Origin of the sequence: Paenibacillus silvestris (assembly GCF_009882985.1) — a bacterium.
GTDB classification, from domain to species: Bacteria; Bacillota; Bacilli; order Paenibacillales; family NBRC-103111; genus Paenibacillus_E; species Paenibacillus_E silvestris.
In genome coordinates this window covers 628,260-640,285 of record NZ_WTUZ01000020.1, presented here as the reverse complement: position 1 = coordinate 640,285, position 12,026 = coordinate 628,260, and the positions used below count along the sequence as shown (strand labels likewise).

Annotated in this window: 13 protein-coding genes; 6 read left to right on the top strand and 7 right to left on the bottom strand. The window is 47.3% G+C overall.

From position 1 onward, the window contains the following. Window positions 1-85 precede the first annotated feature (85 nt). Complete coding sequence (locus GQF01_RS18120; RefSeq protein ID WP_161408118.1) at window positions 86-766, bottom strand: hypothetical protein; 681 nt, start codon at window positions 764-766, stop codon at window positions 86-88. A 177-nt stretch (window positions 767-943) separates the two neighbouring features. On the opposite strand from GQF01_RS18120, the gene GQF01_RS18115 reads away from it, so the two are divergent. Together GQF01_RS18115 and GQF01_RS18110 are read left to right on the top strand one after the other, a co-directional pair. After that, entirely contained in the window at window positions 944-2,167 is a 1,224-nt protein-coding gene (locus GQF01_RS18115) for a multidrug effflux MFS transporter (RefSeq protein WP_161408117.1), read from the top strand. A gap of 99 nt (window positions 2,168-2,266) precedes the next feature. After that, window positions 2,267-3,127: a hypothetical protein gene (locus GQF01_RS18110; protein WP_161408116.1), complete on the top strand. Its 861-nt coding sequence runs from the start codon at window positions 2,267-2,269 to the stop codon at window positions 3,125-3,127. A gap of 78 nt (window positions 3,128-3,205) precedes the next feature. Here the strand turns inward: GQF01_RS18110 and GQF01_RS18105 are convergent, their stop codons facing one another. Beyond that, window positions 3,206-3,817, bottom strand: a complete 612-nt coding sequence (locus tag GQF01_RS18105) for a DedA family protein (protein ID WP_161408115.1) — start codon at window positions 3,815-3,817, stop codon at window positions 3,206-3,208. A 28-nt stretch (window positions 3,818-3,845) separates the two neighbouring features. Then, window positions 3,846-4,787 carry a DNA-3-methyladenine glycosylase family protein gene (locus GQF01_RS18100; protein ID WP_161408114.1) on the bottom strand — a complete coding sequence of 314 codons (942 nt, stop codon included), beginning with the start codon at window positions 4,785-4,787 and terminating at the stop codon, window positions 3,846-3,848. 155 nt (window positions 4,788-4,942) lie between these two features. Here GQF01_RS18100 and GQF01_RS18095 point away from each other — a divergent pair, with 155 nt between their 5' ends. Genes GQF01_RS18095 through GQF01_RS18085 form a run of 3 tightly spaced genes read left to right on the top strand, consistent with a single transcriptional unit; the run spans window position 4,943 to window position 6,926 of the window. Beyond that, window positions 4,943-5,485 (top strand): bifunctional transcriptional activator/DNA repair enzyme AdaA, encoded by a 543-nt coding sequence (locus tag GQF01_RS18095; protein ID WP_161408113.1) that lies wholly within the window; start codon window positions 4,943-4,945, stop codon window positions 5,483-5,485. 23 nt (window positions 5,486-5,508) lie between these two features. Then, window positions 5,509-6,072 (top strand): methylated-DNA--[protein]-cysteine S-methyltransferase, encoded by a 564-nt coding sequence (locus tag GQF01_RS18090; RefSeq protein WP_161408112.1) that lies wholly within the window; start codon window positions 5,509-5,511, stop codon window positions 6,070-6,072. 32 nt (window positions 6,073-6,104) lie between these two features. Next, window positions 6,105-6,926 (top strand): SPL family radical SAM protein, encoded by an 822-nt coding sequence (locus GQF01_RS18085; protein ID WP_161408111.1) that lies wholly within the window; start codon window positions 6,105-6,107, stop codon window positions 6,924-6,926. Window positions 6,927-6,929: 3 nt separating this feature from the next. Here GQF01_RS18085 and GQF01_RS18080 read toward each other — a convergent pair whose 3' ends face one another. Beyond that, a complete protein-coding gene (locus tag GQF01_RS18080) occupies window positions 6,930-7,865 on the bottom strand; it encodes a helix-turn-helix domain-containing protein (protein ID WP_161408110.1) in 936 nt (311 codons plus the stop codon). A gap of 208 nt (window positions 7,866-8,073) precedes the next feature. On the opposite strand from GQF01_RS18080, the gene GQF01_RS18075 reads away from it, so the two are divergent. After that, a complete protein-coding gene (locus GQF01_RS18075; protein WP_161408109.1) occupies window positions 8,074-8,811 on the top strand; it encodes a ThuA domain-containing protein in 738 nt (245 codons plus the stop codon). 159 nt (window positions 8,812-8,970) lie between these two features. On the opposite strand, the gene GQF01_RS18070 is transcribed toward GQF01_RS18075, so the two are convergent. Genes GQF01_RS18070 through GQF01_RS18060 form a run of 3 tightly spaced genes read right to left on the bottom strand, consistent with a single transcriptional unit; the run spans window position 8,971 to window position 12,012 of the window. Further along, on the bottom strand, window positions 8,971-10,185 hold the full coding sequence (locus tag GQF01_RS18070; protein WP_161408108.1) for an ABC transporter permease: 1,215 nt from the start codon (window positions 10,183-10,185) through the stop codon (window positions 8,971-8,973). Continuing rightward, the gene (locus GQF01_RS18065; RefSeq protein WP_161408107.1) at window positions 10,182-10,865 is read right to left on the bottom strand and encodes an ABC transporter ATP-binding protein; all 684 of its coding nucleotides are present in this window, start codon (window positions 10,863-10,865) and stop codon (window positions 10,182-10,184) included. The genes GQF01_RS18070 and GQF01_RS18065 overlap by 4 nt, the downstream gene beginning before the upstream one ends. Then, window positions 10,849-12,012, bottom strand: coding sequence for an efflux RND transporter periplasmic adaptor subunit (locus tag GQF01_RS18060; RefSeq protein ID WP_161408106.1), 1,164 nt, complete (start codon window positions 12,010-12,012; stop codon window positions 10,849-10,851). The genes GQF01_RS18065 and GQF01_RS18060 overlap by 17 nt, the downstream gene beginning before the upstream one ends. Window positions 12,013-12,026 lie beyond the last annotated feature (14 nt).

The following is a 12,026-nucleotide window of genomic DNA, read 5'->3' as shown; positions in this document are numbered from 1 at the left end:
CCTCCTGAAAACGTGGGTATACGCCGATTTACATGTACTTTTTGCATGATTTAGCTTGTGCGAAGAGGCGTTTGGGCGTCATCTGCTAGTCTAGATAGTCCAAAATCCCGCGAACGAGGCCATATTGAACGATTTTGCCATTTGGGGTGCGGCTGATCGGCTGCAGCCAACCTTTTTTGCATAGGGATTGGAGCATCCTTAAGGCCGTTCTATGGTTGATCTCAAAATGCCATTCAACATCTTTGGGGCGAAGAGGTCGTGCTAACTGATGGAGTAGGCGAATGACCTCTTTTTCAGACAGATGGGCTCGATGAACAGGAGAGGGGGCAGATTGGAAACGGCTGAGCAGCATGCGAATCAAGGTCATACATAACTCGGGTCGGTGAGCCACGTCATCATAAGCGAATGAGATGACACGGAAGCCAAGTGCTTGGAGGAAGGTTTCGCGGTTTAGTTCTTCGCAGTATCGTTTGAGATCCATATCTTGCACATGGGGGCCGAAGCCCTTGATTTCCCAAATGAACTTGAGCTCTCCCGGCAGGTAGGCGAAGTCGCCGAAGTAAGAGCGTCCTCTCCAATCCAAAATTTCATACTCTGGGTGCAAAAGATCGAAATGTCCGTGCATAGGGAACCACACATTTTCCAAAAACAATGTTTCCGCATGCAGATGTCCGCGTTCGAGTCGTGCCTTGCGTTCTCCTGTTCTTCGAGCGGCGTGGGAGGCAATGAAAGCTTGATGTTGTTCATGAAAAAGGAAAGAATTCATAGCGCAGTCTCCTATTCGTATTCATAAAAAAACGCCCCTGATTCATCATAAAGGATGAATAGGGACGTTCTTCGTCTATGTGTCATTATAGCGGCTATTGGCCCCAAAAACCACACTAGACAAAATCTAAGCACAATGTTAGCTTAATTGAACTACTAAACGAAAGTTGTGATCAAGATGTCCAACCAACTGGCTTCCCAAGCCGGCCTGTCCGCAGGCCGCTACAGCCGATTATGGATCGTGCTCGTACTCGGTTCACTGGCGTCCTTCGGGCCGCTCTCGCTGGATATGTATCTGCCAGCGCTGCCGGATCTGGCCAGCGATCTCCACACCAGCACCTCACTAGCGCAAATGAGTCTCACCGCCTGCATGCTGGGTCTGTCCATCGGCCAGCTCATCGCAGGATCTGTAAGCGATGTGCGCGGTAGGCGCACGCCACTGCTGATCGGATTGATCCTCTATGCGATCTCTTCGATCCTGTGCATGTTCGCGCCATCCATTGGCGTTTTCCTAGGCTTGCGATTCGTGCAAGGCTTGGCGGGCGCAGCAGGGATCGTCATTTCCCGGGCGATTGTTCGGGATATGTATGAAGGCGTGGAGCTGACGAAATTTATTGCGCTGCTCATGCTGGTTAACGGGGCTGCGCCCATTCTTGCCCCAATCGCTGGAGGGCAGATCTTGCAGTTCACATCATGGCGCGGCGTGTTCCTCGTTCTAGGTGCCATTGGCGTATTGATGCTCCTAGCCGCAACATGGGGCCTGAAGGAAACGCATCCGGTGGATCGCCGTTCCAAGGGCGGACTCGCCAATACGCTGCGCACATTCCGCGGCCTTCTCACAGACCGCATGTTCATGGGCTATGCGCTAACACAAGGGCTCGTCTTTGCCGGTATGTTCGCGTATATTTCCGGCTCGCCGTTCGTGCTGCAGGAGATTTACGGGGTTTCCCCGCAAATATTCAGTGTTTGCTTCGCAGTGAACGGGCTTGGCGTCATCCTAGCCGGCCAGGTGACTGGCAAGCTCGCAGGCAAAATAAGCGATCATCGCTTGCTGGCCGGTGGGCTTGCTATGGCAGCTTTCGGTGGCATGCTGCTGCTCGCCGCCGTTCTGATCGGGACAGGGCTTCCAGCCATCCTTGTCGCGTTTTTCTTCATCGTTTCCAGCGTAGGCCCTGTCTCCATCGCTACTTCTTCACTCGCTTTGCAGAGTCAAGGGAAAACGGCGGGGAGTGCAGCAGCGCTGCTGGGACTGCTTTCTTTTATCATCGGTGGCCTGATTGCTCCGCTTGTTGGTCTCGGGGGCAGCCACACCGCAGTTCCGCTTGGCATCATTATTGCTGTGATGGAGATAGGGGCAATTCTCTGTTTCGTAGGAATGACGAGGGGCAGAAAGACGGCGTAAACTTTTTTGGTGAACGAGCGGCCGCTTCTCATTTTTTTCACAATTACCCTGTATACTGAAGCCAATTAGACCAATTCATGAAAAAGGTGGAGTTACAGGATGAAGCTCATTCACAGGAAAGTGCTGGTCGGAACGCTCTCAGCAGGACTACTTATTGGCGGTGGCCTCGTGCTTCAGCATAACCAGGTATTCGCCGATGAGACGGGTACAGTGTCGCCTGCACCTCAGAAGGACAAAGTTAAGGATAGCCATCATAGAGATTTTCGCGGAGGAGTACATAACCAAGGTCACGGGCCAGTCAAAGGCGGATTTGAATTCGGCAAAGGAGGCTCTTTCGATTTCGCTGCTATTCTTGGGATTGATCAAGCCGTGTTGAAAGATGAGATCAAGCAAGGCAAAACATGGGTGCAAATCGCCCAAGAGAAAGCGAATCTAACGGAAGAGGCACTTCTAGCCAAAATAACGGAAGCCGAGACGAAGAAAATCGATGACGCACTCGCAGCCGGAAAATTGAAGCAGGAGCAGGCCGATAAGATGAAATCGGGTCTAGCGGATCGCTTGAAAAAAATGGTGGAGTCGAAACCGAATGTTATGGATTTCAAAGGTGATTTCAAAGGCGTACAACCACGTGGCGGCATGATGCCTGGCGGTATGTTCGGTAACAACGCTGAAATCGCAACGATCCTCGGAATCACGGAAGACGAGCTTGCTGCGCAGCGCAAAGCAGGGAAGTCTCTTGCCGACATCGCCCAGGATAAAGGCATCACAGAAGATCAACTGATTACCAAGCTGAAAGACAATTTAACGGATGAGCTGAAAAGTTTCGTGGAACGCAAAGGCGGAGTGCCCCCGATGAAACCGGGTCAGGGTCATGAAGGTTTTAAATTCAAAGGAAAGCCTGGTCATCCAGGAGCGCCAGAACGGGTAGCGGCACCAGAGCCACCAGCAACACCACAATAAATGGAATAAAGGTTGCCTCTATCGATCTCTGTGACCGATGGGGCAACCTTTTTTGAGCCTTATAACGCCTAATGTCCTTTAAATCCCCGTCTTCAAGCGGTTCCGCCATTTGAACAAAAGGATCCCTGCCAGCACTGCACACGCACCAATCATCGCATAAATCAAGAATTGCTCTACCCACATGAACATCGCCTGCCACTGTTCGCCGAACAGATAGCCAATGCTAAAAAAAACGACGACCCATAAGGCAGAACCTGTAAAAGCATACATCGCAAAAACACGGAATGGAATGCGAATGATGCCTACAAAGTAGAAGATAAACTGCCTAATCCCGGGTAAAAAGAAGCTGAAGAGCAGCACTTTATTGCCAAACTTCTCATAATAGCTCCGTGTCTTGTCCAAATGGTGGGGTTTGAGAAACAGCAGCTTGCCATAACGTTCGATAATCGGCGTCCCCAGCTTGTATCCAATTAGGTAGGTGATCGTCATGCCGATGACCGATCCGACCCAGGCAGATAGCATGGCCGGCGCCCATCGCAGCACGCCTTTATATGATAAATACCCTGTATAGGTCATGGTTGTGTTGCCAGGAGGGATCGGAAGGGCGATGACGTCAAGCGGCAGCCCAAGCAGCAGGACCAAGTAACCGTACTGAGCAAATAGATGTTCAATTAACCCTAGAAATTTCACTGTGAGTTCGCTCCTTCTTTCTCAAGCTCTAGTAGAGGACACGCCATAAATAAAAGGTAGCATAAGCCTCCCAGCCTTTCCAACCTTCAGCCAGCTGGCGAATATAGGGAAGTGTCGGCTTCTCGTCCAAACCTAGCATATGCTTCAGCGCGTTGTGCAAACCAACATCCGCAATCGGGAAGGCGGCGGTATTGCGCAAGCAGCGCATAAGGACATAATTGGCCGTCCATGGGCCGATGCCACGAATGCTCAGCAGTTCATTCTCCATCGCAGCAAAATCGTTCATCTCCAGCAGCTGCTCTTTGACCAGCCTGCCATCCGCCATCATCTGGGCAACGCCGATTAAGTACTCGGCCTTTTTACCCGTGAATTGCAGGGCTGTCAAAGCTTCTGGTGCTAACTCGGCAATCCGCTCAGGCGCAGGGAACGCCCAATAGGTATGTCCTTCCCAGTCTAGCCGGGTACCGAAGGTTTCTACGAGACGCCTTTTGAGTGTATAGGCAAAAGTCAGATTGATCTGCTGTCCCATAATGCCCCAGCTCATCGCCTCAAAAAGATCAGGAATCCCCAGCAGACGAAGTCCATAAAAGTCCTGAGTGACTTGGTTCAGCAGCATGTCGTGAACAGCTAGTTCGTAGAAGGAAGTAAGGTCTGTGCTGAGATCAAACCACTCCCACACATAACGTGCGACGTTTTCAAGAAGGCTTGGAGTCACGGGAGTATCTTCGCTAGATAAAATGCGAATGCGAAGCTGTAAGTTATCCTCACTGTTGACAGCGATCAGCACTCGGTTATCCCCAATAAGAAGCAGCTTATAAATAGCGGAGTTATCCACATGGAATAGACATTCATTGGTGGAGCGGGTCAAATAGCCCAGATTTTGCTCATAGCGAAAAGGTTCAGGCAGCGGCAGTGTAAAAGAGCTTGTTTGCTCGTTCCATAGTAGAAGTGAAGAGTCAAAAGACGGCATAAGTCATTTCTCCTGTAATCAGTTAGTTGGGCTTCTTCTATTATCCCTGAAGGTGGCTTTCGTAATCTTGCTTTCTCATCTCGCATCCCTTACAAGAGAGCACCCGTTTGGGTATACTGAGCTAGTAGAGAAAAGGCATTGAGAGGAGCGAAGCCATGCAAGACAGGTACTGGCAAGCGATTGTCGCGAATGATGCGAGTTATGATGGCACGTTTTATTATGCGGTCAAGACAACAGGTATCTTCTGCAGGCCTTCCTGCAAATCGAGGGTGCCGAAGCGGGAAAATGTCCGGGTTTTTCATGATCGTCAGACAGCGGTTGAAGAGCATTTCCGTCCTTGTAAAAGATGCAGGCCAGACGGCTTGCGGCTGCCGGATGAAGAGTGGATCGAGCTGATAGCCGATCATATCAAGGAAAGTTACGCTGAGCCGATTACGCTATCGGTACTGGCCGAGCAGTTCTATGCCAGCGTATATCATTTGCAAAGGACGTTCAAACGGGTGAAGGGCATTACACCTCTCACTTACCTTCAACAACAACGAATTGAAGCAGCCAAGCGGCTTTTAATAGAAACCAATAGTCCTGTGAATGTAATCGGTGCGCAAGTAGGGATTGCGAATGCTGCTCATTTTGCTACTGTGTTCCAGAAAAAGACAGGTGTCACGCCATCGGAATTTCGGCAATCATCCACTATCTAACCATAACCGAGGAGGGTTCTTGGATGCAAACAATAGAAGCAAAGACAGCGGCTAAATCCATTTATTGGGGTGCAGCGCGTTTATTGGATAATAACTTTTTGATCGCGGCGACAGATGATGGACTGATCTACCTGCAGTATCAAGCGGGTGATGCGGAGCAAGGTGTAGTTAATGAAGAAGCATGGTCTGAACTAACCAAATGGGCTGAAAATCGTTTCCCTGCTTATAGCTGGATGGAGAATAAGGCTGCATTAGAGCTCTATGTGCAGCAGCTTGAAGAGTATCTGCAAGGCTTACGCAAAACGTTCACGCTGCCACTTGATCTGCGTGGGACTGATTTTCAACAAGCGGTATGGCAGGCATTACATGAAATACCGCATGGTGAAACGGTAAGTTACTCACAGATCGCTCAGAAGCTGGACAAAACTAACGCAGTAAGAGCTGTCGGTACAGCCATTGGCGCAAACCCGGTTCTCATCGTGGTGCCGTGTCACCGCGTACTCGGGAAAAATGGCGCATTAACCGGTTATCGTGGCGGACTGGCCAATAAAGAGAAACTGCTGGTTTTGGAGAAGGTTGGTTTGTAAGCAGAAGAAATGGAAAGGGAGGAGGGAGGCGTATGCAGATTGAGGTGAACCACAAGCTGGCGAAGACGCTGCTCACGAAAGCCAGCGGCTTTCTGGAGGGATATTCCCATACGCTGAATCCTTACACGGGATGCGCTTTTGCGTGCTCCTACTGCTACGTGAGACAGATGCCGGTGGCCCTATTCCGGACGGAGACCTGGGGCTCCTGGGTCGACGTGAAGGACAATGCCGCCGCTCTTCTGGAGCAAGAACTGGCCAAAGCAAAGCGTAAAGGCCAGGTCACGATCTTCATGTCCTCGGCGACGGACCCGTACCAGCCGAGCGAGCATAAGGAGCGGATCACCCGCTCGCTCCTGGAGGTGATGTCCGTGCAGCAGCCGGACTTCTTGTTCGTTCAGACCCGCAGCCCGCTCGTGAAGCGGGACGCGGACTTGTTAGCGCTGCTCGGCGACCGGGTCCGAGTCAGCATGACGGTAGAGACGGACCGCGAGGATGTCCGCCGAGCGTTCACCCCGGCCGCGCCGCCGATACAGGCGCGGCTAGCGGCCCTTCGCGAGCTCGCCGCTCGCGGCATTCCCGTGCAGGCCACGATAGCGCCAGCGCTGCCGAGCTCGGAGCAGTTCGCCGAGCGGCTCTCGGGCATCGTGGAGCGGGTGTGCATCGACGATTACTTCATGGGCGATGGCAGTGGGGGCCGGCGCACGGCACGCATCGGCGTGCGCGCGATCTATGACGCGCTGGGGCTTTCGGACTGGTACAGTCCGGATGCGTACAAGCGCGTGCACGAACAGCTCCTGCGGCATTTTCCGCAGGAGCGTGTGCTTGTCAGCCAGCAAGGCTTCTTGCCTGGCTGATGGTTAATCCGCTTGCGCCAGGAGGGGGGCGACCCCCGTTTGGCTGCGCATGCGTTGTTTGAATTCTTTGGGCGAGCATTGGTTATGCCGCTTGAACAGCTTGTAGAACTGCGCCATATTGAGGATGCCAACCTCGAAACTTACCTCCATCATGCTGAGGTCGCCTGTTAGCAGGAGACGCTCGGCTTTTTTGATGCGCTTGTAATTCACGTAATCCACGAAGGATATCCCCATCACTTTTTTGAAATACTTAATAAAGTAATGATAGCTTAAATTGAGCAAGGAGCAGACGTCTTCAACCGTGATTCGTTCACCAAGGTGCTTATCGATATAATCAAGCGCAGGGCGCAAGCGAGCGATACCTGACTCCTCAGCATGCGCAGACAGATCACGGCTGTCATTGCGCAACATAAGCAGCAGCAGGTTCTTGATCGCTGCGCTGATGGCAAGCTCGTAACCAATTTTGCGGGATTGCGACTCTTCGAAAATCTGTAGAATAAGCTCATAAGCGGCTTGCTTCACAGCTGGATTACTTCGGAAGAGCTCGTTGAACTGCTCAAGCGGATGAGTCAGCTCCGAGAAGCAATGCAGGTAAGGCATCGTACTTAGGTCAAAATGCTGCTTGAGATCAATTTGGAATACGATCTGCCGCAAGGCGCCGGCGGAGTATTTGTACGTCCGATGGGGCTGGGAGGAACCCAGAACAATCACATCTCCAGCGGATAAAACCGTATGTTCATGCTTGGTTTGAATGGCCAGAAGTCCTTCCGTGACGACGAGGAATTCAACCTGCTTATGCGAATGCCAGAGCCAAGGCGTTGGAAAACCAAAGTGAGCGGAATCGGAGCCGAGCTCCCATATTTTTAGGAAAAGCAGCGGGTTCTGATAAATGACTTCTTCGTTGACGATTTCGGACGAAAGACTATGTGTGAGTTCCATGGTTACGTATACCTCGCTCTAGGGTAGGACATTTTTGAATATGTAAATCGAAGTTTCAGGTAAGGTCTATCAAGAGAAAGTATAACATTGTTTACTTACTGAGGACACTATTGAATAATAAATAGGCACAATCTTGCCTTTCATTCTGGGAATGGACGGACTATACTCACATTATGAATGAATACGCTATCTTGGAGGGAATAAGAAGATGAGTCAGAAGCTTAAAGTAACGGTTTGGAATGAGTACCGTCATGAAAAAGAAAATGAAAAAGTACGTGCTGCATATCCAGATGGGATTCATACAGCGATTGGCGAAGGCATTAGCGGGAATGTAGATGTCACTTATGCAACTCTTGACGATGCTGAGCACGGTTTGACTGAAGAGGTTTTGAATAACACCGATGTTCTTATCTGGTGGGGACATAAAGCGCATGACGAAGTGCAAGATGCAATCGTAGAGCGCGTTCAAAAGCGTGTGTGGCAAGGCATGGGGCTAATCGTGCTGCACTCCGGACATTTCTCCAAAGTGTTCAAAACGTTGATGGGTACATCTTGTGACCTCAAATGGCGTGAAGCGGACGAAAAAGAGCGCATTTGGGTTGTTGCACCAGGCCATCCAATCGTGGAAGGCATTGGGGAGTACATCGATCTTGAAGCTGAGGAAATGTACGGGGAGCACTTCGATATCCCGCAGCCAGATGAGTTGATCATGGTTTCCTGGTTCGAAGGTGGAGAAGTATTCCGCAGTGGTTGTACGTTCAATCGCGGAAACGGGAAAATTTTCTACTTCCGTCCAGGTCACGAGACTTACCGTACTTACTACAATGATCAAATTCGCCGCGTTATCTCCAATGCGGTTCAGTGGGCTGCTCCATCAACACGTGAGTATCCGAAATACGGCAACCATAAGCCGCTTGAAGAAATTAAAGCAAAAGTGAAAGCTTAATAAGAATAAGGGGTGCCCCGATGGTCTTTTTTGCAGACCTGCGGGACACCCCTTTTTTATAGATGAGAAAAAATCTTGACCAACGCGTATGTTCTAAAAGAACGACGAAGTCTTTTATCCTTGATTGCTAGTTCCACCACAGACAGAAGAAACATAATTTTACTCATATCGGAGCGATTCGATAGGATCCCATTTTGAAGCTTTGTTTGCGGGGATCATGCCAAATAAAATGCCTATGAACATGGAAAATAATACGCCGCCAACGATAACCTGCCACGAAACGAGCGGAGGCCACTTGCTAAAAAAGGATACGGAATAAGCTCCGGCTACTCCTATTACTATTCCAATACTTCCTCCAAGAGTGGTAAGTGCTATGGATTCAATGAGAAATTGGGTTAGAATATTTTTTCTTGTAGCACCAAGGGCTTTGCGGATACCAATTTCTCTTGTTCTTTCCGTCACAGATACAAGCATGATATTCATAACCCCAATGCCCCCAACGATTAAAGAGATGGATGCAATGCCGGCAATAATCCCAGTCATGATATTGGTGATTGTCGATATAGATTGTTGGATCTGTTCAAGATTCAATATATAATATTCGCCATCGGTTTTATTAAGCTGATTATGTTTCATATTTAATAAATTCACAGCAAGTTCTCCAGTTTGTCTCAGACTATTTACATCAGTTGATTGAATAGTTAATGATTGAATATCGTCAGTGCCATAAAGCGAAGGCCAAACCGTCAGTGGGACCATTACTTTTTTTAACCCAAAGTCGAACAAGCCTTTCTTCGCATCCTTATAGACACCGATAACTTTAAAAGATGCTCCTTCCATTTCAATGATCTCTCCGACAGCATGCCCTCTTTTTTTTAGCTTTTCATCCAAATCTTGGCTGATCAGTACGACCTTCCGACCTTGTTCAATCTCCTTGCTTGTTATGGCCCTGCCGTCGATGATTTCTATAGGATTCACCTCATAGTAACCATCACTTATCCCAATCAGTTGTGAGTTTACTTTTTGGTTGTAATAGTAAATAGGTGCATTTGATGAATTGTAGGTTATGACCTTACTGATATTTGGTATTTTTCGGAGGTCGGAGATATCGCTGGTAAAGAAAAAAGATTGATTCTCCAGGCTTAATTGTTCCAATCCGTCCTCCATATTTTTCTTGCGATAAAGGATTTCTAGCGTATTGTTTCCTGATCCGGAGAACTTGGATTTCAGAACGGCCTCTCCACCTTTTCCAATGGCAACAATAGCGATAATAGAAGCGACACCGATGACAATACCTAGCATTGTAAGAAGTGATCTTAACTTATGCGCATACAGCGAAGTTAACGCCATCTTAGTGCATTCAACTAGGTTCATAATGAATTTTTCCTCCGGTCTTCGACTACTTCACCATCTCGTACATGGATTTGTCGGAACGCGAAGTTGGCAATCTCCTTTTCATGGGTTATAAGTATAATCGTTTTTCCTTCTTTATTAAGTAAAGTTAATAGCTCCATGATTTGTTCACCCGTTTTTGAATCAAGAGAACCGGTCGGTTCATCTGCAAGAATTACCTCTGGTTGATGAACAATTGCGCGGGCGATAGCAACGCGCTGTTTTTGTCCGCCGGACAGTTGATTGGGATAATGGGTTTTTCGCTCGGCTAGCCCCACTTTTTCTAAAGCTGCGTGTGCCTTTTCTAAACGAACTCTTTTTTTCTCGCCTGCATAAATGAGAGGAAGCTCGACATTAGCAAGTGCACTTAATCTTGGCAGAAGCTGAAATTGTTGAAATACAAATCCGATGTAACGGTTTCGAAACCAGGCAAGCTCGTAATCAGTAGAGAATGATACATCTTGATTGTTCAATTTATATATACCGGAATTTATTCTATCGAGCAGCCCTATTATATTCATAAGTGTCGATTTGCCCGAACCTGACGGACCCATAATAGATACAAATTCTCCCTTTTCAATTGTAAGAGAAATATCCTTCAAAACAGGTACTTCAGTTGAATGGAGTGGGTAACCTTTATATATATTAAGAAGCTGTATCATCCGTCAGCACTTCCATTCCGTCCTTCCACCCAGGAAGGGGATTGTGAACAACCATATCGCCTTCATGAATTCCAGTCGTTACTTCTTTAATCAAATCATTCGTAAGGCCTGTTTCTATCGTTTTCTTATATAATTTTCCATTTTCAACGATGTAGACAAATTCTTTTTGATCTTGAATCAGAACAGCATCATTCGGTATGGTGAGGACGTTTTCTTTGTCCTTGATATGAATTTCTAATGCAACATGATAACCATCTTGAAGCCCTTCTTGAGTATCTGATAATTCAACAATAAAGGGATAAGAGGTAACAACGGGATTACTCTTGTTTAACGTACTTATCGAGCTGTCTGTTATCGGGGTTAAATCGATATGTTTTACAATGCCTTTCCAGGCCTGATTAGATAACACTTTTGGTTTCACCACGACCTGTTGACCCTCCTTGACGTAAACAGAGTCAAATTCAGATATAGTTCCTTGAACCTGAAATGGATTACTCGAGACTATATAGATACTTAGTTGTTGATTTAACCCAGATTGTTCTGTTCTTGGCTGAGTGATTTTTTTAACTATTCCTGAAATTGTGCTTTTTACCACTAACTGCTCTAACTTTTTGTTTAATACATCCTTTTCCATTTCGTTTTGCTGTATTTCTAGTTCTGATAGCTTTAATTCTCTCTCTAAACTTTCTTGTTGTTCTAGTGACTTATTAATAGTCTTATTCAAATCAGTAGAATCTTTTACACTCTCTTTAAATTGAGCGTTTAATTGTTTTATTTGGCTCCGGGTTTGTTCTATTTGAAGAGCTAAACGTGATCCAGTAATTTCAAGTCGCTGTTTTTGTTTTTTTAAATCCTCGCCGTCGTATTGAAATAATGCTGTACCTTTTTGTACTTGTTGTCCTTCTTGAACATACCAATGTGTGATATTTCCTTTTGATTCATCATAATTAATTTTTTCTTCTTCTTTCTGAATAATGATACCAGAAGCTATCAATGTATCTGAAATTCGCTCTTTTTTTACTTGTGTTATCTTCACCGAAGGAGAATTTGATAAAGATGACTTCTTTTTATTTGATACAACTAGATTAGTTGTAATTATAGCTGCGATTGTTAGTATTCCTACAATAAGAAATGTATTTTTTTTCATTCCGTTATCCTCAA

Coding starts and splice junctions, on each gene's coding strand:
- GQF01_RS18120 (WP_161408118.1), bottom strand. CDS start 766: ATGAATTCTTTCCTTTTTCATGAACAACATCAAGCTTTCATTGCCTCC.
- GQF01_RS18115 (WP_161408117.1), top strand. CDS start 944: ATGTCCAACCAACTGGCTTCCCAAGCCGGCCTGTCCGCAGGCCGCTAC.
- GQF01_RS18110 (WP_161408116.1), top strand. CDS start 2,267: ATGAAGCTCATTCACAGGAAAGTGCTGGTCGGAACGCTCTCAGCAGGA.
- GQF01_RS18100 (WP_161408114.1), bottom strand. CDS start 4,787: ATGCCGTCTTTTGACTCTTCACTTCTACTATGGAACGAGCAAACAAGC.
- GQF01_RS18095 (WP_161408113.1), top strand. CDS start 4,943: ATGCAAGACAGGTACTGGCAAGCGATTGTCGCGAATGATGCGAGTTAT.
- GQF01_RS18090 (WP_161408112.1), top strand. CDS start 5,509: ATGCAAACAATAGAAGCAAAGACAGCGGCTAAATCCATTTATTGGGGT.
- GQF01_RS18085 (WP_161408111.1), top strand. CDS start 6,105: ATGCAGATTGAGGTGAACCACAAGCTGGCGAAGACGCTGCTCACGAAA.
- GQF01_RS18080 (WP_161408110.1), bottom strand. CDS start 7,865: ATGGAACTCACACATAGTCTTTCGTCCGAAATCGTCAACGAAGAAGTC.
- GQF01_RS18075 (WP_161408109.1), top strand. CDS start 8,074: ATGAGTCAGAAGCTTAAAGTAACGGTTTGGAATGAGTACCGTCATGAA.
- GQF01_RS18070 (WP_161408108.1), bottom strand. CDS start 10,185: ATGAACCTAGTTGAATGCACTAAGATGGCGTTAACTTCGCTGTATGCG.
- GQF01_RS18065 (WP_161408107.1), bottom strand. CDS start 10,865: ATGATACAGCTTCTTAATATATATAAAGGTTACCCACTCCATTCAACT.
- GQF01_RS18060 (WP_161408106.1), bottom strand. CDS start 12,012: ATGAAAAAAAATACATTTCTTATTGTAGGAATACTAACAATCGCAGCT.